Genomic DNA, 24,435 nt, shown 5'->3' with positions numbered 1-24,435 from the left:
ATAAAATAACCGTTGTTATTTTTGTCTATTTTATTCTTTTTGCAGGCATATTTTGTCCGTTTTGATGTAAGGTTAAACTCCCAATTTCATCATTATCATTAGTATTAAAAGTCACTTGAGCCTCTACTACTTTTAGGTAAAACTTATTTATATCTGAAGCAAACAATTCAAACTGCGGTTGTCCGGTTGCTTGTGCAAAAAGCTGCTTGTCCTTTCGGGTTATCGTTATTACAAACCCAGGTTGTAATTCATATTTACCGCAATAAGACTCTAATGTTGCCTCTGGAATGTCAACATCAACTTTAAGTTTTGATGTATCTACACCTAATTGTGTAAGCACACTTTGTGCGTTGTCATTAGCAGGATTTAGTTGTAGTGACTTTGTATAATTGCTTATAGCATTGGTTGTGTCTTCTAGCTTTAAATACATTTCTCCTAAAGAATCATATGGATTTGAAGTATTTGGATAACTTTCTACATTAAGCTTAAAAAGTTCTAATGCAATTTCATCTTTATTTTCGGCTGCATATTTATAGCCTAATGTATTTAACGCATCTTCACTAAAGGTGTAATCATTTGAAGATTCAGCATTTAGTTTTTTATAAAGTTTTATCGCAGATTGGATTCCGTTGGTTTCAATCTCTTTATTTATAACTGTTTGAATTGAGACTTTAGGTGCTGAAAAAGGTCTTGGATCGCCTAATAACTTCATACCTAAACGCCCAATATCTCCATCTGAATTTCCTAAAACAACAACGCCCTTTTGGGTTCCTTTTATGAACCCAGTAAATGATCTGTAACCAGCCGTAGCACCATTGTGCCAAACAACTGTATCTTTTCCGTTTTGGGCAAAGTTCCAGCCTAACCCCATTTTCATTCTGTTATTTTCATAGGCAACCTTTTGACTAAATGTCATTGCATCATAGATAGATGGTTTAAAAACACCCATATTAGCCTTTATAAACTGTACCATATCTTTAGTAGTAGCACGAATTCCTCCAGCTCCAGCCAAACTTGTTAAATCCCAATTAGACACTTCAACACCTTGTGCGTGCGGTTTTGCTAGGTGGCTTTTCATATAATCATTAAAAACCAACCTTGTATTAGGCATTTCGCATGGTAACGCAATTTTTTCTATTATTAAACCCTCATAGCTTTTACCTGTATGTAGTTCTAAAATATGCCCTAATAATCCCATACCATAATTAGAATATTCATATTCTGAACCAATATCTCTAGGCAATTCATAGCTTGATAAAAAGGCATACATTAATTCTTGCGTATAATCTAAATAGGGATTGTTCGGGTTTTTAGGTTCGAAATTATTTGGTATTCTTGGTAATCCAGATGTATGAGTTGCTAAATCTAACAAGGTGATTTCTCTTCCGTTTCTAGAAGGTACTGAAACTTCTTTTGGTAAATATTTAGAAATAGGATCTGTTAGTTTCATAGTTCCATTTACAATCTCATTGGCTAGCAAAGTAGTTGTAAAGACTTTTGATATGGAACCAATTTCAAAAACAGATTGTTCATTTACAGGTATATTATTCTGCAAATCAGTTGTACCAACACTGAAAAAATCTACAGTATCTCCATTAATAAATGCTATAACAATACCTACATTGTGCTCTGTATCAACAAGAGCTTGGGCATGTGTTTTTACTTCTTCAGAAATTTTTTCGGATTGTGAAACTACTTGTAAGCATGCTAAAAGCGCAACAAACAATAATGTGATTTTTTTCATGTGTTTATTTATGAAATCCAATTATTAGGCGCCCAAAAATGAATTATGTTACATTTAAAGCGCATTATCAATAATTTCCTGAACACAATCAGGGTTTAACAATGTACTTGTATCACCTAAACTATCTGTGTTTTTTTCAGCTATTTTTCTTAAAATACGACGCATTATTTTTCCACTTCGCGTTTTAGGTAAACCTGTTGTAAATTGAATTTTATCTAGTTTCGCTATTGGTCCTATACGTTCTGAAATAAGATGATTTATTTCTTTACGTAAGTTATTTTGGTCACGGCTTTCACCTTCATCTTTTAATGTAATATAACCATAAAGTGCATTTCCTTTAACATCATGAGGAAATCCTACAATAGCACTTTCAGCAACCGCAGGATGTTCGTTAATAGCATCTTCTATTGGTGCTGTTCCTAAATTATGCCCAGAAACAATGATCACATCATCTACTCTTCCTGTTATACGATAATAACCTACTTCATCACGTAAAGCGCCATCTCCTGTAAAATATTTGTCTTCGTAAGCAGAAAAATAAGTGTCTCTATATCGGTCATGATTACCCCAAATAGTTCTTGCCATTCCAGGCCATGGGAATTTTATGCAAAGCCTACCTTCTACTTGATTTCCTTTTAGTTCTTCTCCTTTTTCATCCATTAACGCTGGTTGAATTCCTATAAATGGTAAGGTTGCATATGTTGGTTTTGTTGGTGTTACATACGGAATTGGTGTTATCATAATACCTCCAGTTTCTGTTTGCCACCATGTATCTACTATTGGACTTTTTCGTTTACCTACGTTATCATTATACCAATGCCATGCTTCTTCATTAATTGGTTCTCCAACACTACCTAAAACTTTTAATGATGATAAATCAAAGGACTCTATTAGTTCAGCACCATGTTTAGCTAAAGCCCTTATTGCAGTTGGCGCTGTATAAAATTGAGTTATTTTATGCTTTTGAATAATTTCCCAAAAACGTCCAAAATCAGGATAACTTGGAACACCTTCAAACATAACGGTTGTAGCTCCATTTGCTAATGGTCCGTAAACAATATAACTATGTCCTGTTATCCAACCTATATCAGCTGTACACCAATAAACATCACCATCACGGTATTGAAATGTATTCTTAAATGTATAAGCCGAATAAACCATATAACCTCCGGTTGTATGTACCATACCTTTAGGTTTACCGGTTGAACCAGATGTATAAAGTATAAATAAAGGATCTTCAGCATTCATGACTTCTGCCTTTCCTTCATCTGAAGCTTCGTCTAATAATGGCTGTAACCAATGATCTCTTCCTGATTTCATTGATATTTCAGAGTTTATTCGCTTTGCAACTAATACTGTTTTAACTGAATCACATTGCTCTAATGCTTCGTCTACAATACCTTTTAAATCTATTGTTTTTGCACCACGGTAAGATCCATCACTTGTAATAACCATTTTACAACTAGAATCATTAATTCTCGTTGCTAATGCCGTTGAAGAAAACCCTGCAAAAACAACAGAATGGATAGCACCTATACGTGCACACGCTAAAACAGCTACTGCTAATTCAGGAATCATTGGTAAGTAAATACAAACACGATCTCCTTTTTCTATTCCTTGACTTTTAAGAACGTTTGCAAACTTGTTTACGCGCTTATACAACTGCCAATATGTAATATGCTCTGCTGGTTCGTCTGGATTATTAGGCTCAAATAATATAGCGGTTTTTTCGCCTCTAGTAGCTAGATGTCTATCTAAACAGTTTTCAGTAATATTAAGCTTGGCACCTTCAAACCACTTTACTTCTGGTTTTTTAAAATCCCAACTTAAAACATTATCCCATTTTTTTCTCCAAAGAAAATGTTCTCCTGCTATTTCTTCCCAAAAGTTTTCTGGTTCTCGTATTGATTTTCTATAAACCTGATAATATTCTTCTAAATGCTTGATATGATAGTTACTCATTATTATTCTGTTTTCGTTTTATTAAAATAGTTTTCTTCTTCTTGTGTTAGTAATCTAGACTTTATTATAAACCGGAGTCCTAAAGGGATTTCTAAAGAGAAGCTTGCACCTCTACCTTCGGTAATATCTATCGTTAAGTGTGTGTGTTTCCAATATTCAAATTGGTCTTGATTCATGTAAAAAGGAACGCCTTCAATATCTCCAAGATGAATATCACTTTCATCTAAATACATATCATCTTTTTCAAAAATCATTGGTGCAGAGCCATCACAACATCCGCCACTTTGATGAAAAATCAAATCGCCATGTTTTTCTTTTAGCTGCCTAACTATTGTTTTTGCTTGTTCTGTTATATCTAATCGTTGCATTACTATAAATTTAATAAAAAAGGCTGAATTAATTAAACCCAGCCTTTATCTGCTATTATATTTTAACTATTAAAAGAAACCTAACTTATTCTTATCATAAGAGATTAGCATGTTTTTAGTTTGACGGTAGTAGCTCATCATCATTTGATGGTTTTCTCTACCAAAACCAGATTTTTTATAGCCTCCAAATGGCGCATGTGCTGGATAAGAATGGTAACAGTTTACCCAAACACGACCTGCTTTTATAGCTCGTGGTATTTGATATAATTGGTGCGCATCACGTGTCCAAACACCAGCGCCTAAACCGTAAAGTGTATCGTTAGCAATCTCTAAAGCTTCAGCTTCATCTTTAAATTTAGTCACACACACTACAGGTCCGAAAATTTCTTCTTGGAATACGCGCATTTTGTTATGACCTTCTAAAATGGTTGGCTTGATATAAAACCCATTTGCAAGTTCGCCATCCAACTTATTAGCTTCTCCACCACATAATACTTTAGCGCCTTCTTCTTTTCCTATCTCTAAATAAGACTGAATTTTTTCATACTGATCGTTTGAAGCCTGTGCTCCTATCATGGTATTTACATCATACGGATTGTCTTGAACAATAGCATTTGTACGTGCAATAACACGCTCCATAAACTTATCGTAAATATCTTCTTGTACTAATAAACGCGATGGACATGTACAAACTTCGCCTTGGTTAAAAGCAAATAATACAGCACCTTCTATAGCTTTGTCTAAATAAGCATCATCAGCATCCATAACACTATTAAAGAAAATGTTTGGTGACTTACCACCTAACTCCATAGTTACTGGGTTTAGGTTTTTAGACGCATATTGCATAATCAATTGTCCTGTGGTTGTTTCGCCTGTAAAAGCTACTTTATCTACTTTAGAACTTGATGCTAAAGGTTTTCCTGCTTCAGGTCCGAAACCATGTACTACGTTTACTACACCTGGAGGAAACACGTCGGCTATTTTTTCCATTAATAACGTAGCTGATGATGGTGTTTGTTCAGCTGGTTTTAATACCACACAGTTACCTGTTGCTAATGCAGGAGGTAGTTTCCATGATAACATTAATAATGGGAAGTTCCATGGAATAATTTGTCCCACAACACCAAGTGGCTCTTTAATATTCATAGATAAGGTATTGGCATCTAGTTCGGTTGCGCTACCTTCTTCAGAACGAATACACGCTGCAAAATAACGCCAATGGTCTGCAGATAAAGGTACATCGGCATTAAGGGTTTCTCTAATAGCTTTCCCGTTATCGCAGGTTTCAACCAATGCAAACTCTTCCAAATTTGCTTCAATAATATCTGCTACTTTATTTAATAAGGTTGCACGCTCTGTTGCAGATGTGTTTCCCCAACTTTCTTTTGCTGCATTTGCTGCATCTAATGCTAATTCTACGTCTTCTTTTTGAGATCTTGGATATTTCGCAATCACACTATTATCTATTGGTGATCGGTTTTCAAAATATTGACCATCCAATGGTTCTATAAACTTTCCGTTTATAAAATTTCCATAGGATTCTTTAAACTTTGGTTTTGAATAACTCATACTTTTTTAGTTTAGATTATTATTTCGCTTAAAATCAGATAATTATCAATCATGATGAATTGTTAAAAATTTTAACATTTAAACAATTTAAAGCATAAATGTTTATATTATTGATAATTTTTATAAAGTTATTTTATGATATTCTGATTTTATTGAACATATTTATTAAATTGTTGAACATATCTATCAACACTAAAATAGACTTGTTCAATTTTTGTAATATTGAGTATGAATCATTTATTAAGACATCATAAAAGCCATAGAAAGCTCACCACTTTGGTAGAGAATCGTACTACCTACAATGCAGATTATGCCGAATTGAATATTTATGAAACCCATGAATATGCCGAAAAGGTATCATTAACTTTCAATTTTCCAGTTATAGCGAGTATGCTTACCGGAAAAAAGATAATGCATATTGATGGTTTACCGTCTTTTGATTTTTTTCCAGGCGAATCTGTTGTGATGCCAACTAATAAAGAAATGATTATTGATTTTCCGTTGGCAAAAGCCAATGACCCAACGCAATGTCTTGCGCTTGGAATAGATAGCGATAAAATTGATGAAGTCGTTGAAAAGTTTAATCATCATGTAACTATTGAAAGCGAAAACAACAATTGGAAATTAGATGATAACGCCTCGCATCTTATAAATAATGTAGATGTTAACCATTTAGTTGAGCGTTTGGTACATACTTTTACTAACACTACTTCGTCAAAAGATGTTTTATTGGATTTAATGATTCAAGAGCTTATTGTAAGGCTTTTACAAACCAAAGCAAAAGCTTTTTTATTGAATGACACTGATGGTATTTTTAACGACACGCGTATAGGTTTTGTTATTAAATACATTAAACAAAACCTTACCAATAAAGACATTACCGTAGATTTACTTGCAGAAAAAGCATGTATGAGCGCGTCACATTTTCATAAGAAGTTTAAAAACACACTTGGTGTCTCACCTATAGATTATATCAATTCTGAAAAAATTAAATTTTCTAAAAAGCTTATCAAGGAAACCAAAGATTTACGCATGTCTGAAATCGCGTTTAAGTCTGGGTTTAATAACACCAGCTACTTTAACAGGCAGTTTAAAAAAATGGAATTAATGACTCCACAGCAGTTTAAAAACTCTATCAGTAAATAGTTTTAATGCTGAACAGCTTCGCCTGCTCCACTTGGTATTCTTATGTTTTCTACAATTTCTTGAACTTCAGCTGGTGGTGCTTTTGTAAATTTCATAACAACTATAGACACTACAAAATTAAGTACCATAGCCACTGCTCCAAACCCTTCAGGAGAAATACCAAACCACCATTCGCTTTTATCAGGAACTACATCGTCAAACCAACCTAGTTTGTACTTAATCATGTACAACAACATAGCTGTAATACCAACAATCATACCTGCAATAGCTCCTTCTTTATTCATTCGTTTGTAAAAGATTCCTAAAATAATAGCCGGAAAAAAGGATGCCGCTGCCAACCCAAATGCAAGCGCTACAACAGCTGCTACAAAACCAGGTGGATTAATCCCAAAATAGCCTGCAACACAAACAGCACCAACAGCTGATAAACGCGCAGCAATGAGTTCGCCTTTTTCAGAAATATTAGGCTTGATAATCTTTTTAACTAAATCATGAGAAACAGAAGCTGAAATAACTAACAATAAACCTGCTGCTGTTGATAGTGCTGCAGCTAGTCCGCCAGCAGCAACTAATGCTATCACCCAGTTAGGCAGTTTTGCTATTTCAGGGTTTGCTAACACCATGATATCTCTATCAACGGTTAATTCGTTTATAGATTCGTCAGCTACATATTGAATTAGTCCGTCGTTATTTTTATCAGTAAATGCAATAAGTCCTGTAGCTTCCCATTTTTTAAACCATTCAGGAACCGTTGCATACGGTTGATTGGAAACTGTTTCAATTAAGTTTGTTCTTGCAAAAACAGAAACAGCAGGTGCTGTTGTATATAAAATAACAATAAGCAGCAACGCAATACCTGCCGATTTACGAGCATCTTTAACTCGCTTTACCGTAAAAAACCTAACAATTACATGAGGTAAACCTGCAGTACCTACCATTAATGCCAAGGTAATTGCAAAGACATCAATCATAGATTTTGAGCCATTGGTATATTCAGAAAAACCGAGTTCTGTGCTTAACCCATCTAATTTATCTAATAGATAAGTTCCTGAACCATCACTTAAAGTATCCCCAAAACCTAGTTGCGGAATCGGGTTTCCTGTCATTTGAATAGAAATAAAAATAGCAGGAACCATAAATGCAAAAATAAGTACACAGTATTGTGCTACTTGTGTATAAGTAATGCCTTTCATTCCACCTAAAACAGCATAAAACAAAACAATAAGCATCCCAATAATAACACCTGTATCAATATCAACTTCGAGAAAACGAGAAAACACAACACCAACGCCACGCATTTGTCCTGCCACATAAGTAAAAGACACAAGCAAAGCACAAAATACAGCAACAATACGCGCGGTTTTAGAATAATATCTATCACCTATAAAATCAGGCACTGTAAACTTGCCAAACTTACGCAGATAAGGTGCTAATAAAAGGGCTAATAACACATAGCCGCCAGTCCAACCCATTAAATACACAGAACCATCATAACCACTGAAAGAGATAATTCCTGCCATAGAAATAAATGATGCGGCACTCATCCAATCGGCTGCTGTTGCCATTCCGTTTGCCAATGGAGAAACACCACCACCAGCAACATAAAAGTCTTTTGTAGAACCTGCTCTAGACCAAATAGCAATACCTATGTATAAAGAAAATGTAATACCAACGAGTATGTAGGTCCATGTTTGAACATCTACATTTAAAAAGAAATTATGCATCATATCCGTACTTTTTGTCTAGTTTATTCATTAATCTAACATAAACGAAAATAAGGACAACAAACACGTACATAGATCCTTGTTGAGCAAACCAAAATCCAAGTTTAAAGCCTCCTAATTGTATGGTATCTAATTCATCCTTAAATAAAATTCCTGCGCCATAAGACACCAGAAACCATATGCTTAATAATAAAAGTAAATACCTAATATTCTCTTTCCAATAGGCTTTTTCCTTGCTTTTGCTCATATCAAACTATTTTAAATAATCCACTCTAATATAGACAATTATCTATTACATTATTCAATTCTGTTTTTATAATGTTTAATTTCTTTTAAAACTTTTGGAGCAAGAGCAATGGTTGCAACCATAGTTGGTATTGCCATTAAAGCAAAAAAACCATCTATTAAATTAATCATCATGCTTAAGGAAGTTGTAGCACCTAGTATGATACTAACTATATATAAGTAGTTGTAATACTTTTTATTTTTAGCTCCAAATAAAAAAGCCATACACTTTGTACCGTAGTAAGAATATGAGAATAATGATGAGATACTAAACACCATAATACAAATTAGCAATAAGTATTTACCTATTCCCGGCATAGCATTACTAAAAGCTGATGCTGTAAGAGACACACCATTGGCATCTGTGGTTTGCCAAACACCTGTAACCAAAATAGCTAGAGCCGTTAATGTGCAAATAACTATAGTATCAATAAAAGGTCCTAACATGGCTACCAAACCTTCACGAACAGGCTCGGCTGTTTTTGCTGCACCATGCGCCATAGGTGCAGTACCAATACCAGCTTCGTTTGAAAACGCGCCGCGACGAATCCCTAATAATATTAATCCGCCGACCATACCACCAAGAAATGCATCTCCTGAATAGTTATTTGCAGCAAAGGCATCTGTAAAAATAAGTGCAAAATATTTAGGAACCTCTTGAATGTTTACTGCTAAAATAATAAACACTAATACGAAGTATAACAAAACCATACTAGGAACTAAACGTGAAGCAGTTTTACTAATTCGGTTTAAACCACCCAAAATAACAATGCTTGTAATAATCACTAAACTAAACCCAATAATTAAGTTTGATACCATACCTGTCTCAACCCCATTTGGCTCTAGTAAAATATCATTTAAAGCCTGTGTTAATTGATTAACATTAAACACCGGAAAGGCTCCAACCAAACCACAAAAACTAAAAAACATTGCTAGAGGTTTCCAAGACTTGCCTAATCCTTCTACTATAAAGTACATAGGACCACCTTGCAAAGCACCACTACTATCTTTACCACGAAACATGATAGCTAAAGCCGAAGTAAAAAACTTGGTATTCATACCTATAATAGCACTTACCCACATCCAGAAAACAGCTCCTGGTCCGCCAATAGATATAGCAACAGCAACACCGGCAATATTACCCATACCAATGGTAGATGAGAGTGCTGTTGTTAAAGCTTGAAAATGACTTATTTCTCCAGGGTCATCAAGATTGTCATACTTACCACGCAACACTTGAATGGCATGCCCAAAAAACCGAAATGGTAAAAATCTTGACAGTACTAACAAGTACAAACCACCACCTACTAAAATGATAAGCAATGGTAATCCCCAAGCCATTGAGGCAAAATCTGATATGAGTTGATTAAGTTTTTCCATGTGTTTTTTTAAGAATTATAAATGTAATAAAGAAATATTACTTAAACCGTGTCATACATAAATAGGTGTATTTCAAATATTATTTTTAGCTAAACACCTGATTATAAACCCTATTATTTTTCAGGTTAAAACATTAACATTTTTTAACTCCTATACTGTAATTAGGGGCATAAATTTTGTCAAATAAGAGGCTAACCTTAAAATTATTTTAAAATGAAAAAACTATTATTATTAGCATTTGTTTTAACGAGTATTATTACTCATGCACAAGAAAATTCAGAAAAACTTACAATTGATAAAGGCACTTGGAATGTAAGTGGTGACATATCGTTACATTTTTCAAATACTGAAAGCAACAATAACAACGTAGAGCAAGATGAATTTGGCTTTAGTTTTGCTCCTAAAATTGGTTATGCCATTAATGATAACCTTATTTTAGGATTAGGTATTGGTTATGGTCATTACAAACAAGATACCACAAGTAATACAAACCAACAAACTACAGTAAACACAAACTCATATCATGTGTTTCCGTATGTTAGAAAATTCTTTCCTGTAGGAGAGAAAATGGCTTTTTTAGTACAAGGTGAAGCGCGTTTTTCTAAACAAAAAAGTGATTATGATGAGACTTTTATGAATACATCTTCTGATAGCGAATCAGTTTTTGCAGGTATAAGACCAGGTTTCACTTATTTTATTTCTGATAAAATTGCTTTAGAAACTACGATAGGTGCTTTGGGTTACAACTACTCTGAAGGTGAACAAAGCGATGGTTATTACTCTAAAAGAAATGGTTTTAGATTTGACTTTAATACATCAAATATTATTTTTGGAGTTTCTATTTACCTTTAAATCTAGAGGAAAAAGAACTCAAAAGAGAGGCTTCGCTGAAGCCTCTCTTTTTTTTTTATAATCATAAATATAATGATAGGATTACGGCTTCTATTTTATTAATATAAAATATGAAAAAAAAGATTTTGTTTTAAAATATAAAACTGTAATTTCGGCCTTTACTTTTATGAGTAAAGCCCTAACCTAAAACTACTTATTTATGAAAAAACATTACCTATTATTACTTATTGCTGTATTAATGTACAGTGTAAATTATGGTCAAATAACCTTTAGAGGTTGTACTTCAAACGCTTTAGGACCGCAAGATTACGTGTTAAACATCACAGGTACTACTGATGATGGTGGTGTAATAAGACAAACTTTTGAGAGTACTCCTAGTGATTTTTCACAAAGTTGTCCTGCTGGTGTATGTGAGGTTCAAATAATTTGGAACATTGCTTTAAGCAGATGGGAAATTAAATTAGACAATGATGGCCCAATGAACGCACCTAACTATGATTATGTATTATACTACAATACTACTGCTACAGCGCCATTTCCTCCAGATTTAAGTACAGGTACATGGGTAGGTGATGAAGGTGTTTGTCCTGATAGTATTATAACGTTATCAGGAAATACATTAAACACACTACCTTTTGAAAAGCAAGGTACAATACGCTTATTCCCTAACCCATCTCATACGCATATAGAAATATCTGGGTTATTAAAACCAACCAATTATAGCATATATAGCGTTATTGGTGTTAAGCTTAAAAGCGGCGTTATTGCTAATAATGACAAGCTTAATATTCAAAACTTGAATAATGGTATTTACTTATTAAAACTTGATAACAACACTACATTTAAGTTTATAAAGGAGTAACTGCTTTAAGTTGCAAGCAGTAATGCTTTACTTATCAAGGCTACAGGGTTTATACTTTGTAGCTTTTTTTGTTATATACTATTGTTTATTAACCATAGAGGTTTGATAATTGAAAGAACATGATAAATAACTAAAAGAACATGGCCAATAACTGAAAGAACATGGTCAATAACTAAAAAAACATGCTCAATAACTAAAAGAACATGGTCAATAACTGAAAGAACATGCTCAATAACTAAAAGAACATGGTCAATAACTAAAAGAACATGCTCAATAACTAAAAGAACATGGTCAATAACTAAAAGAACATAGTCAATAACTAAAAGAACATGGTCAATAACTAAAAGAACATGGTCAATAACTGAAAGAACATGGTCAATAACTGAAAGAACATGGTCAATAACTAAAAGAACATGGTCAATAACTAAAAGAACATAGTCAATAACTAAAAGAACATGGTCAATAACTGTATATGAGTATTGAGTATTGAGTATTGAGTATTGAGTAGTGAGTAGTGAGTATTGAGTAGTGAGTTGTGAGTTGTGTATAGGCTGTGTTTGGTGGTTGTTTGTCTATTCATTTTTGAGGGACCAAAAACGAACCAAAAAGTACTTTTACTGTCGGTAGGCATTTCGCTTTTCAGCGAACCACACTCAAAACTTCGCGGGTACGCAAACTTACAGGCTGGCTCCTTCGCTAAAATGATACATTGAATCATTTTTTATGGCTCGGCACCCTGAATCTCGAAGCTTTTGAGTGTTATGCTTACGACAGCGGTTTTCCTGCAGCGCAGGAATTGGGTTTGTGGTAGGGAGTTAGCATTTAGTATTGAGTATTGAGTATTGAGTATTGAGTATTGAGCAATGAGTAATGAGTTGTGTATAGGCTGTGTTTGGTGGTTGTTTGTCTATTCATTTTTGAGGGACCAAAAACGAACCAAAAAGTCCTTTTACTGTCGGTAGGCATTTCGCTATTCAGCGAACCACACCCAAAACTTCGCGGGTGCGCCAGCTTGCAGGCTGGCTCCTTCGCTAAAATGATTTATTGAATCATTTTTTATGGCTCGGCACCCTGAATTTCGAAGCTTTTGTGTGTTATGCTTACGACAGCGGTTTTCCTGCGGTGCAGGAATTGGGTTTGTGGTGGTAGTGATTTTGAATGGGAGATTGATTGCGCGCTCCTACTTTACTGTTTTGTTTTTAATTGTTTGTTTTTGTGTGAGGTACGGAGGTGTAAATTTATGTTTATATGACAAAAAGTGGTTTTATTTTATAAAAAATCTGTTAGATTTGTAGGTGTATATATAATAAAAATAAACACACTAGTGTGTTTATCCATACGTTGTGGTTAATGTAAAAAAACCGAGAAACTAAATGAATAAAACAATATTTGAGATTACTAAAATGGACTGTCCTTCAGAGGAAAATTTAATCCGAATGAAATTGGACGGAATTTCAAGTATTGCGAATTTGGACTTTGACATTCCGAACCGAAAACTGACCGTTTTTCACAGCGGAGAAACTGACCAAATTGAAAAGTCAGTTATCGAACTGAATTTAGGCGGAAAGAAAATCTCGACTGTACAAACTGACCAAACGGAATTTAATGAAAATGCAAATCAAAAAAAATTACTTTGGACTGTCCTCGGAATAAATTTCGCATTTTTCCTAATCGAAATGACAACAGGAATAATCTCAAAGTCAATGGGTTTGGTCGCAGACAGTTTAGATATGCTTGCAGATAGTTTTGTTTATGGAATTAGTTTGTTTGCGGTTGGCGGAACAGTAATAAAGAAAAAACGGATTGCCAAACTTGCTGGATATTTTCAAATAACACTTGCAATTATTGGATTTGTAGAAGTTTTAAGGAGATTTTTCGGAGACGAGAAACTACCCAACTTTTCGACAATGATTATTGTTTCGATTTTCGCACTTATTGCAAACGGAATTTGTCTTTATATTTTGCAAAAGTCAAAGAGCAAGGAAGAAGCTCATATGAAAGCAAGTATGATTTTTACCTCGAACGATGTGATTATCAATTTGGGAGTTATAATCGCTGGAGTTTTAGTAAATTGGTTGAGTTCAAGCAAACCTGATTTGATTATCGGAACAATCGTTTTTGTATTGGTAATTCAAGGAGCATTTAGAATATTAAAATTGAGTAAATAAATAAAAAACACTAACCACAACAATGGCTATAAGTAATTGCTTGTTCTCGCCTACTTCTGACACGAGCGAAGCGAACTGGCGAAGCAAAATCCTTGCGGATTTTCAGTTTGGTGTGTACTTACAAAGTTAATCGCTAAACCACGCAACTACTCATAGCCGAACCGTTGTGGTTAATTTGACAAAACAGAATGGAAAGAACTGATTTAAAGAAAATAGACTATATAGTTCTCGGATTATATTTAATAATCGGACTTCTGATTTTCATTTTCTATTATCAAAATATTTTCCCTCAAAAGACAATTAATGAAAGTGTATTGGCTTTCGGATTTGGTTTCCCTTTTTTACTTTACGGACTTTACTATAAAAGATTAAGAAATGTAAAAGTTATAGCCATTTGGACTTTAATTGCATTATTCCAAATTGGAATTTATCTGAAATATAAACAAAATTCAGATTTTATAAGTACAATCGGAAGTTCATATTTGGAATATCTGATGATGCTTCCGATTTTAATTATTATCCTTTCCTTATTAAGGTATTTGTATTGGCTGATTTACAAACAAGAGTTAGTAATTACATCATTGAATTTTAGAGCTGGAGAAATAGTTGAAAACCGAAAATTAAGAGGAACTGATTTCGCCTTTTCAATAATTGGAATCTCTATAATGATTTTCGGAATTGACTTTGTAATTGAATTGATAAATTAATAAAAAACTAACCACAACAATGGCTATAAGTAATTGCTTGTTCTCGCCTACTTCTGAAAAATCACTAACGTTGTTATCAATATTGAAAAACTAAAAAATGAAATATAATTTAACAATAATACTTCTTTTACTTTTTTTAAGTGTTGGAATTGCTCAACCTAAAATAAACGAGCTGAATACTGACGATTTTATGAGTATTAAAATTGAAAATGTATTGTTCGAAAAAATTAAAATGACCTATGGTGACATAGCGGAAATGGAAACGTTGTTTGGGAAAGGAAAAGTCAATATTGCTAATAAAGAAATTGGAGAAGAAACAAGGGAATTTAATTATAAAAATGGACTAAAAATATCGTTTGGTGAATTTGATTTGAATTATACTAAACCAAGTATTTATTACCTGAAAACAAATAATATTTGTATCAAAAATATTGACTTGAATGTTGGAGATTCGATTGAAAAACTCGGAAATAATATCTTATTTAATAAACAGACAGATGGAGGTTTATCTATAATGTTTACACACAATAACGATGATTGCTGTCCGATAATAATTGAATTTGACCAAAAGACAAAATTAATTACTTCGATTGAATACGCTGTGTGGACTTAAAATACTTCGTACAACAACAACTATAAGTATTCCTTAAGGAGTAAACAGGCAGCTAGCTCTCTCCTATTCTTTAACTACATTCTACTAAAACTTGTGAAAATTATTTAACACATAGTTTGCGATTTGTGCTAGTTTATATTCGTTTTTATTTGCTACATTTGGTTCCGAAATTAAAAAAAACACTCCCTAAACTATTATTAACCAACATAATAAAAAATATTTATTACCATGAAACAAACTTACACTTTACTTATTTTATTTACCTTAATTATAAATGCAATTAATGCGCAAACTGATTTAATATACCATATAGATTCTGGCGAAGGCGCATTTACTACAAATTTAGATGGCACTTCAAAAAACCTATTGGCTTCATATACACCTAGCTCATCGTCATTAGCAAATGATATTGAAATTGATGCAAATAACAATAAAATGTATGTGCTTGACCAAAATGGAAAAAACTTGATACAATACGATTTAAATGGTGCTAACAACACATTAATATACACGTACCCAACTAATCCAAGAGATATTGAGTTAGATTTAATAAACGGGAAAATTTACCATGCCATGAATGGTGAAATTTTTACGACTGACCTAGATGGCACAAACAAAAATAGCTTAATTACATACACACCAAGTGCTACTAATTTCTTAAATGCAATAGAATTAGACCTAGTAAACAGTCATTTGTATGCTTTAGATATGAATGGTGACAATTTAACAAGATATGACTTAAATGGTAATAACAGTACAACCATATATAACTATGTTGGAGGCACACAATTTCCTAGTGATTTTAAGATAGATATTGCTAATAATAAAATTTATCACATAAGCAGAGATAATACAGCAGCAGAAATTTTTACAACGGATTTAACAGGAAATACCAAAACCGTTTTAACAACATATACTGCAGGTTCTTCTTTATTATACATTGATATAGAATTGGATGTAGAAAACGATTATATGTATCTGCTTTCTACTAATGGAGGCTTACTTGATAGGTATAATTTAAACGGTTCTAATAAGACTACAATTCAAACCTATCCTGGCAACTACCCTAAAGATATTGATATTTTTAAACTTGACTCTACACTGTCAATTAATAATACTGAATCTAATCAGAATGAAATAGCAGTTTTTCCAAATCCTTCTTCTAACTTCATTCAAGTTTCAGGAATTAATGGAGGCAAAAAAGCATATGCAATTTATAACACGCTTGGAGCAAAACTTAAAAGCGGTACTATTCAAGAAAATGATAAGATTAGCATTCAAGATATATCAAATGGTATATATTTCTTAATATTTGAAAACGGAAATAGTTTAAAATTTATAAAAAAATAAACATTTACCAACATAACCTATAAGTAATTGTTTGCCCAGATTCTATTCATTTTTGAGTAGGTTCTGGGCAAGCTTTTTTTAAGTTTAGCCATGCTAATCTTTAATGAGGTTGCTAGTCTGCGTTAGTTTGCTGCGCTGTTGTCATTTCAATTTGCTATCTTTCGGTTTAGGAGCAATTCCGGAACTTTAGGGTTCGTTGATTTCCCGTAATGCAACCAAAAACTATAAAAGTGTAAACCTTGATGAACATTGATCAAATTCTTGATAAAACCCATCCAATTGACGCATCATCCAAACACAAATTTATTGAGTGTTTTGAGGAAGTGAGCTTTCCTAAAAACCACCTTATAATCCGCTCGGATAAGGTTGAGAAGGATATCTTTTTTATAAAAAAGGGAATAGCGCGTACGTTTTCAAATTTTGATGACAGCGAAGTTACCATTGCTTTTGGCGAAGAAGGCGATACCATTATTTCACTAAAAAGTTATATTCTCAATAAAAAAGGCTACGAAAATATTGAGTTATTAGAAGACTGCGAACTCTACAAAATTAGTACAGCAAGCCTTCAAAATTTATTCGCAACAGATATTGACATTGCAAATTGGGGCAGAAAGTTTGCTGAACAAGAACTTATAAAAGCCGAACAACGTTTTATATCAAATCAACTAGGAACCGCAACCGAACGTTACATAGAACTCTTAAAAAAACATCCCACTTTAATACAACGCGTTTCGCTTGGGCTCATCGCTTCCTATTTAGGGATAACACAAGTAAGTTTAAGCAGAATACGTGCTAATATTATGTAAGTTTCGTTTTTTATCATTTGTTAAATTTTTCTTCAAACCTTATTAAGACCTTTGTCCAAAATATAGAAGTTTATGAATTGGATCATTTTAATTATTGCTGGTTTATTTGAAGTAGCCTTTGCATTTTGTTTGGGAAAAGCAAAACAAGCATCTGGAAACGAGATGTATTTATGGTATGCTGGTTTTTTAATCACACTTGCCATTAGTATGGGGCTTTTAGTTAAAGCAACCCAAACTTTACCTATTGGAACAGCTTATGCTATTTGGACAGGCATTGGAGCCGTTGGTACGGTTCTGGTAGGTATCTTTGTGTTTAAAGAACCTGCAACATTTTTGCGAATACTATTTCTCACTACACTAATCGCTTCTATCATTGGATTAAAAGCCGTATCAACTCATTAATTATAAAGCATGGAAATAGCTATCAGAAAAATAACAGTCAACGACTTAAATGAATTGCAAAGCATTGGAAAGCTAACTTTTGCTGAAACGTTTTCTTCAGGAAATAGCGAAGAAAATATGAAGGCATATTTAGAAAACGGATTTTCAACTGAAAAACTAACAACAGAATTGAGTGACCCAAACGCTGAATTTTACTTTGCAGAACTTGACGGAGAAACAATCGGATATTTAAAAGTGAACGTTGGGCAATCGCAAACCGAAATAAAAGACCATAACGCACTAGAAATTGAACGCATTTACGTATTAAAAGCATTTCACGGAAAAAAAGTTGGTCAAATACTTTATAACAAAGCTATAGCAATAGCTAAAGAAAAGAATGTAGACTATGTGTGGTTGGGCGTTTGGGAAGAAAACCCAAGAGCCATCAGGTTTTATGAGAAAAATGGTTTTAAAGCATTTGATAAGCATGTTTTTAAACTTGGTAATGACGAACAAACCGACATTATGATGCAATTACAACTGAATTAAAACAGTTATTACTAACACATACTAAAACAAAAAAATTATCTTAAAAAGTAATTTATTATTGTAAAACGATATATTTTTATATATTTGCAGTAATAAATTACTTTTTATTTTATGCGAAAATCAATTATTATTTCCAAAGTTTTATACTACATCTCAAGGATATTGGGCGGTTTGTATTTAATTACTGGTGTTTATGGGTTATTCAGCTGGGTAACAAACACCCATTTGCTTATAAAAGATAAGCAAACAATTATCACCTACCCTTTTACAGAAGCGTCTTTTTTAATTTTAGACAGCAACACAACGTATTTAATCTTTTCGTTTTTAATTCCTGTTTTAGGGTATGGTTTGTTTTTTTGGCTACTATCTAATGTCTTTAAGGTATTTTACCAAGACAAATTATTTACCGCCGAAAATATTGTGCATTTACGACGGTTTTATCTTGTCAATATATTTCTACCAACTGTACTCACCATATTCACATCGTTTTTTATGCCCATAGAACACGAAATGTTTCTATTAATTATCCTGCATCTTGTTTTAGGTGTTTTTGTGTTTTTTATGTCAGAAATATTTAACCAAGGATTGCATTTACAAAACGAACAAGACTTATACATTTAAACTATGCCCATTGTAATAAATATAGACGTCATGCTTGCCAAACGAAAAATGAAGAGTAAAGAATTGGTTAAAGAAATTGGCATTACACCTGCAAATTTATCGATACTAAAAAATGGAAAAGCCAAAGGCATTCGCTTTGAAACTTTAGAAAAAATATGCAAAGCCTTAGACTGTAAACCTGGAGACATTATAGACTATGTAGACTAGCACTCCCTTAAATATTATCTTATGAATACATTGAATATCAACAATGTGTCTCTTGTGTATAACAACGGACACCAGGCACTTTATGCCATAAATTTAAACATAACAAACGGTGTTTTTGGCTTACTTGGGCCTAATGGCGCAGGGAAATCTTCGCTTATGAAAACCATTGTAGGCTTACAAAAACCAACCGAAGGACACATTAGTTTTAACGATACAGATATTGTAAAAAACCCATTAGAAATACAAAAACAGTTAGGGTTTTTACCACAGTATTTTGGTGTTTATCCTAAAGTTTCGGCTTACAATTTACTACAACATTTGGCTAAACTAAAAGGTATTCATCACAAGAACGAGCGCCACGATCAAATTATGAATCTTCTGGATAAAGTGAATTTAGTTGATGCCAAAAATAAAGAAGTACATACATTTTCTGGTGGTATGAAACAACGTTTTGGCGTAGCTCAAGCGTTATTGGGAGATCCTAAAATTGTGATTGTAGACGAACCTACAGCAGGTTTAGATCCTGAAGAACGTAATAGATTTAATGCACTATTGAGCGAAATAGGCGAAGATATTATCATTTTATTATCGACGCATTTGGTAGAAGATGTACGAAATCTATGTTCGGATATGGCGATTATAAAACAAGGCGCTATTGTGGCAAAAGGTAGCCCAAATGAATTTATTGAAGCCTTACAAGGGAAAATATGGCAAAAAGCAACAACCAAAAACGAATTATTACATCTTGAGCCAAACCACAACATCATCAGTAAGCAATTTATTGAAAAAGTTATGCATGTAACCGTGTATGCCGATGTTTGCCCAACTGGGTTTAAAGCTGTAACTCCAAATTTAGAGCACGCTTATTTCACATATTTAAACAGCACAACATGAAAACGGTTTTACTAAACGATATATATAGCGCGCTAAAACACATAGCAACGCAATTTGCTTTGTTGGCGTATTTGGTGCTTGGTTTTTTTACAGGCTATAAGTTTCATATTAATGTAGGCGATGGCATTGCTGCCAATGCGCCCTATGCTGTTGGGTTTATGACTGGTTTGTTGAGCTTACTTATTATTTTGACAGCTACACTACTAGCCTTTTCTGGCTTGTTTAAGGAACGTGACGCTAACTTTGATTTAATTGTTTTTACCACACCTATAAAAAAACGCGACTTTGCATTAGCACGCTTTTTATCCTTCTTTTTACTTACTGCATTCAGTTTTTTTATTGTAATGCTTGGGTATGTTATTGGGTTGCATGTGCAAACAGATTCTGAAATGCTTGCAGATTTTCATCTGTGGCATTATGTATATCCTTATTTGATTTTTGGCGTGGTAAATAGCTTATTGGTATGCAGCATCCTGTTTTTCTTTGCTAAAAAATTTCAGAATAAACTATTGGTCGCTATTGCAGGATTGATGTTGTACATCACCTATATGATTGTGCTCATGTTTTCAAACGCGCCGTTTATGGCACAATCGTTACCGCAGTCTTTATTTGCTCAAAAAGTATCTGCTATAACTGATATTTTTGGATTGTCGGCTTATTTTTATGATGCCAAGGACTTTAGTGTTTTTGAAAGAAATCACAACATCGTATCGTTTAGTAACATACTATTTATAAACCGTTTAGGTGTTGTGCTACTGTCTTTATTCATTATGAAATTAGGCATAAATGCGTTCTCATTTCTGCCAGTTTTCAAACAAAAGTCAACAAAAAAACAGGCTGAAAGAACGCCTAAAAAAACCAAGCTACTAGATGTTCCGTTTGCGAAAGTAAATACGTTGTTTACTTCAAAAACAAAACAACATGCGCTGCGCTCTTTTGTGAAAATCGATTTTATTTATTTGTTTAAAAGTATTCCGCTTATTTCGGTTTCTGCTTTACTGTTATTTTATGTAGGTGTAGAAATGTATGGCGATATAGATATGGGCATTAGGTTGCCGCAACAGTATGCTAGCTCTGGTTTACTGGCTAAAACCATTAACGAAACATTTTATTTTATAGGTGCACTTGTTGTGGTTTATTTTACAAACGATGTGTTTTGGCGTGCCAATGCTAGTGGATTTTCAATCATTCAAAATACGACTTATTATGCCAAAGAGCGCCTATTAGGACACGCTATAAGCATGGTGCTTTTAATCATGTTTCTTACGGGTTTAATGCTCTTGGAAGCGATTATCTTTCAGCTCATATTTAAATATCCTTTTATTGATTGGCAAGCATATTTTGGTGTGTTTGTATTTAATACGTTGCCACTTACACTCTTTGCGTTACTACTTCTTTTTATTAATAACATAAGTAAGAGTAAATCGGTGGCACTGGGTATATCTATCTTGTTGTTCTTATTATTTGTGACGCCTATTTCAAAAAACATGATTACGAATCCGTTGTTTCGTTTTTTATCTGGTTACAAAGGTGCTTATAGCGATTTTATAGGTTACGGTGCTTATGTAATGCCGTTTATTTACAGACTGATTTTTGGGTTTGCTCTTGTAGGACTTGTATGTGCTTTATACGGTTTGATAAAAACTAAAGCCAAAAGACACCGCTTGATTATTGCTATGGTTAGTTGCATATGTATAGGTATGGTGAGCGGCTATTCGTTTTTAGATGGTTATGTTTCCAAAGATAAAGACGCTGACATATTAGCGCGCGTTGCTTACGAAAAGCATTATAGAGCATACCAAAACCTTCCGCAGCCAACCATAAAAAAGGTTAATACAGAAATAGATTTGTTTCCTGAAGACCAAGCTTACCAGATAAAAGGCACATATTGGTTGGTAAACCAGCACGAACACGCTATAGATTCTATACTAATAAGCGTGCCTGAAGACTTTGAGATACAAGCGCTTTTATTTAGCTATAAAAATGATACCATAACGCTAGACAAGGCTATTTCAGAAATACCATTAAAACAGGCATTACAAGCCCAAGACTCGGCAAAACTCACCTTTCATTTGGCTTACAAATGGGAGGCTGTAAATGGTCATAATCCTTTTAATGCGATTGTAAAAGATGGCTCTTTTATGCGAATAAGTCGTTATTATCCTCAATTTGGGTATGATGCTAGTCAGGAAATTTCAGACAAGACTATTAGAAAACAACATGCTTTGGGCAAAGCCACAGCTATGAAACCATTTGATGCAGTAAAGACTCATATAGACGACTTTATTTCTTTGGACATGCAAATTTCAACCGATAATAATCAAATTGCTGTTGGCACGGGCGCGTTAAAATCGCAGTGGCAAGACGCTAATAGAAATTACTATAAGTATAAAGCAGACGCCATTCCTTTTAGATTTGCGGTTTCATCAGCTGCTTATGAGGTTAAAAAAGCACAACATAAGGATGTTTCTATTGAGGTTTTATATCATCCTTTGCATGAAAACAATGTAGATCACCTTATTGAGAACACAAAGCTGTCATTAGATTATTGTACTAAATATTTTGGACCTTATCCGTTTTCGTCTATTCAATTTGCCGAAGTGTCATCGTTTACACAAGGTTTTGCAGGCACCGCTTATCCTGGTGTTATATTTATGACAGAACATATGACGTTTCATGCCAACCTAGCGGGCAACCATAATCAAGATGTTATTAATGAATTGGCTGGGCATGAAGTAGCGCATTTTTGGTGGGGAACCAACCAGATTGATCCTGATTACCGTGAAGGTTATGCCATGCTGACTGAAAGCTTGGCTATGTATACCGAAATGATGCTATATAAAAACATGTACGGCAAGGCAAAAATGCTAGAACGTGTGGCCATACATAAACAAATATATGAAGCTGAAAAGGGGTTTACTGATGACTTATCGTTATTGAAAGCTACAAAAAACAATGCGTTTATTTCCTATTCTAAAGGTGCTATTGTTTTTGTTGAGTTGAGTGAGTTACTGGGCGAAGAACGATTGAACATGGCTTTACGTATATTTTTAGATCAACACGCGTATCCTAATGCAAAGCCTACTTCAACTGATTTACTAGAAACGATTTTGAAGGTCAGCGATGATAAACTTAAGGACAAAATTAAAGTTATGTTTGCATATTGATAACTAACAGTTGATACTAGAGGATTGCTAATGGACAATTGATAATGCATGGTCAATAACTCTAGGAACATGGTCAATAACTAAAAGAACATGGTCAATAACTAAAAGAACATGGTCAATAACTAAAAGAACATGGCCAATAACTAAAAGAACATGGTCAATAACTGAAAGAACATGGTCAATAACTAAAAGAACATGGTCAATAACTGTATATGTGTATTGAGTTGTTAGTAGTGAGAGGTTGATTGATTAATGCTTTGTGCTGTATGTTTTGTATGATAGGTGGTGATTTTTATTCTTTTTTGCATTGCCCAAAAAAGAAACAAAAAAACGCTAGACTGACTAGTTCTTTCCTAAATTGACCAACGCAGCGTAAACCTTCTGATCTTTTCAGCTACGCTGAATTCGGACAGGCAGAAGCTTTTTAACGGATGCTTTTTGGTCTATTTTTTTTTGGTAAGAACTAGTAGGTCGTTTTGTTCCTGCTGTGCAGGAATTGGGTTTGTTGTGGGGAGTTAGCATTTAGTATTGAGCAGTGAGTAATGAGTTATGCATAGGCTGTGTTTGGTGTTTATTTATCTATTCATTTTTGAGGGACCAAAAACGAACCAAAAAGTCCTTTTACTGTCGGTAGGCATTTCGCTTTTCAGCGAACCACACCCAAAACTTCGCGGGTACGCCAGCTTGTAGGCTGGCTCCTTCGCTAAAATGATATATTGAATCATTTTTTATTGCTCGGCACCCTGAATCTCGAAGCTTTTGTGTGTTATGCTTACGACAGTGGCTTTCCTGCTGTGCAGGAATTGGGTTTGTTGTGGGGAGTTAGTAGTGAGTTGTGAGTATTGAGTATTGAGTTATGCATAGGCTGTGTTTGGTGTTTGTTTGTCTGTTCATTTTTGAGGGACCAAAAACGAATCAAAAAGTCCTTTTACTGTCGGTAGGCATTTCGCTATTCAGCGAACCACAACCAAAACTTCGCGGGTGAGCCAGCTTGCAGGCTGGGTCCTTCGCTAAAATGATTTATTGAATCATTTTTTATCGCTCGGCACCCTGAATTTCGAAGCTTTTGTGTGTTATGCT

At 33.9% G+C, this 24,435-nt stretch carries 21 protein-coding genes; 14 read left to right on the top strand and 7 right to left on the bottom strand.

From position 1 onward, the window contains the following. Positions 1–25: 25 nt before the first annotated feature. The 4 genes from ACN5J3_RS10300 to ACN5J3_RS10285 all read right to left on the bottom strand — a co-directional run bounded on the left by ACN5J3_RS10300 (position 26) and on the right by ACN5J3_RS10285 (position 5,643). Positions 26–1,744: a serine hydrolase gene (locus ACN5J3_RS10300; protein WP_418511689.1), complete on the bottom strand. Its 1,719-nt coding sequence runs from the start codon at positions 1,742–1,744 to the stop codon at positions 26–28. A gap of 54 nt (positions 1,745–1,798) precedes the next feature. Beyond that, complete coding sequence (gene acs, locus ACN5J3_RS10295; RefSeq protein ID WP_418511688.1) at positions 1,799–3,706, bottom strand: acetate--CoA ligase; 1,908 nt, start codon at positions 3,704–3,706, stop codon at positions 1,799–1,801. A 2-nt stretch (positions 3,707–3,708) separates the two neighbouring features. Further along, entirely contained in the window at positions 3,709–4,074 is a 366-nt protein-coding gene (locus tag ACN5J3_RS10290) for a DUF779 domain-containing protein (protein WP_418511687.1), read from the bottom strand. Positions 4,075–4,143: 69 nt separating this feature from the next. Beyond that, complete coding sequence (locus ACN5J3_RS10285; protein WP_418511686.1) at positions 4,144–5,643, bottom strand: aldehyde dehydrogenase family protein; 1,500 nt, start codon at positions 5,641–5,643, stop codon at positions 4,144–4,146. A gap of 228 nt (positions 5,644–5,871) precedes the next feature. Between ACN5J3_RS10285 and ACN5J3_RS10280 the strand changes: the two genes are divergently transcribed. After that, positions 5,872–6,789: an AraC family transcriptional regulator gene (locus ACN5J3_RS10280; RefSeq protein WP_129760709.1), complete on the top strand. Its 918-nt coding sequence runs from the start codon at positions 5,872–5,874 to the stop codon at positions 6,787–6,789. Between the two features lie 2 nt (positions 6,790–6,791). Here the strand turns inward: ACN5J3_RS10280 and ACN5J3_RS10275 are convergent, their stop codons facing one another. Genes ACN5J3_RS10275 through ACN5J3_RS10265 form a run of 3 tightly spaced genes read right to left on the bottom strand, consistent with a single transcriptional unit; the run spans position 6,792 to position 10,178 of the window. Further along, the gene (locus ACN5J3_RS10275; protein ID WP_131507386.1) at positions 6,792–8,516 is read right to left on the bottom strand and encodes a sodium:solute symporter family protein; all 1,725 of its coding nucleotides are present in this window, start codon (positions 8,514–8,516) and stop codon (positions 6,792–6,794) included. Next, positions 8,506–8,760, bottom strand: coding sequence for a DUF4212 domain-containing protein (locus ACN5J3_RS10270; RefSeq protein ID WP_417291176.1), 255 nt, complete (start codon positions 8,758–8,760; stop codon positions 8,506–8,508). Before ACN5J3_RS10270 ends, ACN5J3_RS10275 begins: the two co-directional genes overlap by 11 nt. A 50-nt stretch (positions 8,761–8,810) precedes the next feature. Further along, positions 8,811–10,178, bottom strand: a complete 1,368-nt coding sequence (locus ACN5J3_RS10265) for an alanine/glycine:cation symporter family protein (protein ID WP_418511685.1) — start codon at positions 10,176–10,178, stop codon at positions 8,811–8,813. A 213-nt stretch (positions 10,179–10,391) separates the two neighbouring features. Here ACN5J3_RS10265 and ACN5J3_RS10260 point away from each other — a divergent pair, with 213 nt between their 5' ends. The 13 genes from ACN5J3_RS10260 (at position 10,392) to ACN5J3_RS10200 (ending at position 23,355) form a co-directional block, all read left to right on the top strand. After that, positions 10,392–11,030, top strand: coding sequence for an outer membrane beta-barrel protein (locus ACN5J3_RS10260; protein ID WP_418511684.1), 639 nt, complete (start codon positions 10,392–10,394; stop codon positions 11,028–11,030). A 199-nt stretch (positions 11,031–11,229) separates the two neighbouring features. Continuing rightward, positions 11,230–11,892, top strand: a complete 663-nt coding sequence (locus ACN5J3_RS10255; protein ID WP_418511683.1) for a T9SS type A sorting domain-containing protein — start codon at positions 11,230–11,232, stop codon at positions 11,890–11,892. 1,373 nt (positions 11,893–13,265) lie between these two features. Further along, positions 13,266–14,060 carry a cation transporter gene (locus tag ACN5J3_RS10250; protein ID WP_418511682.1) on the top strand — a complete coding sequence of 265 codons (795 nt, stop codon included), beginning with the start codon at positions 13,266–13,268 and terminating at the stop codon, positions 14,058–14,060. Between the two features lie 188 nt (positions 14,061–14,248). Next, positions 14,249–14,767 carry a hypothetical protein gene (locus ACN5J3_RS10245; protein WP_417291690.1) on the top strand — a complete coding sequence of 173 codons (519 nt, stop codon included), beginning with the start codon at positions 14,249–14,251 and terminating at the stop codon, positions 14,765–14,767. 97 nt (positions 14,768–14,864) lie between these two features. Then, on the top strand, positions 14,865–15,380 hold the full coding sequence (locus ACN5J3_RS10240; RefSeq protein WP_418511681.1) for a hypothetical protein: 516 nt from the start codon (positions 14,865–14,867) through the stop codon (positions 15,378–15,380). Positions 15,381–15,608: 228 nt separating this feature from the next. Beyond that, complete coding sequence (locus ACN5J3_RS10235) at positions 15,609–16,730, top strand: T9SS type A sorting domain-containing protein (protein ID WP_418511680.1); 1,122 nt, start codon at positions 15,609–15,611, stop codon at positions 16,728–16,730. Between the two features lie 242 nt (positions 16,731–16,972). Continuing rightward, entirely contained in the window at positions 16,973–17,536 is a 564-nt protein-coding gene (locus ACN5J3_RS10230; RefSeq protein WP_418511679.1) for a Crp/Fnr family transcriptional regulator, read from the top strand. Between the two features lie 72 nt (positions 17,537–17,608). Continuing rightward, positions 17,609–17,938, top strand: a complete 330-nt coding sequence (locus ACN5J3_RS10225) for a DMT family transporter (RefSeq protein ID WP_417291686.1) — start codon at positions 17,609–17,611, stop codon at positions 17,936–17,938. Positions 17,939–17,947: 9 nt separating this feature from the next. After that, positions 17,948–18,466 carry an N-acetyltransferase family protein gene (locus ACN5J3_RS10220; RefSeq protein WP_418511678.1) on the top strand — a complete coding sequence of 173 codons (519 nt, stop codon included), beginning with the start codon at positions 17,948–17,950 and terminating at the stop codon, positions 18,464–18,466. Positions 18,467–18,577: 111 nt separating this feature from the next. Continuing rightward, a complete protein-coding gene (locus ACN5J3_RS10215; RefSeq protein ID WP_418511677.1) occupies positions 18,578–19,087 on the top strand; it encodes a DUF2975 domain-containing protein in 510 nt (169 codons plus the stop codon). Positions 19,088–19,090: 3 nt separating this feature from the next. Further along, complete coding sequence (locus tag ACN5J3_RS10210) at positions 19,091–19,294, top strand: helix-turn-helix domain-containing protein (RefSeq protein ID WP_418509985.1); 204 nt, start codon at positions 19,091–19,093, stop codon at positions 19,292–19,294. A gap of 21 nt (positions 19,295–19,315) precedes the next feature. Next, positions 19,316–20,188, top strand: a complete 873-nt coding sequence (locus tag ACN5J3_RS10205; protein ID WP_418511676.1) for an ABC transporter ATP-binding protein — start codon at positions 19,316–19,318, stop codon at positions 20,186–20,188. Further along, positions 20,185–23,355, top strand: coding sequence for a M1 family aminopeptidase (locus tag ACN5J3_RS10200; protein WP_418511675.1), 3,171 nt, complete (start codon positions 20,185–20,187; stop codon positions 23,353–23,355). Before ACN5J3_RS10205 ends, ACN5J3_RS10200 begins: the two co-directional genes overlap by 4 nt. The last annotated feature ends 1,080 nt before the right edge of the window (positions 23,356–24,435 follow it).

The organism is Corallibacter sp., from assembly GCF_048381695.1.
Lineage (GTDB): Bacteria > Bacteroidota > Bacteroidia > Flavobacteriales > Flavobacteriaceae > Corallibacter > Corallibacter vietnamensis.
This window is presented reverse-complemented; position numbering and strand designations above follow the sequence as displayed.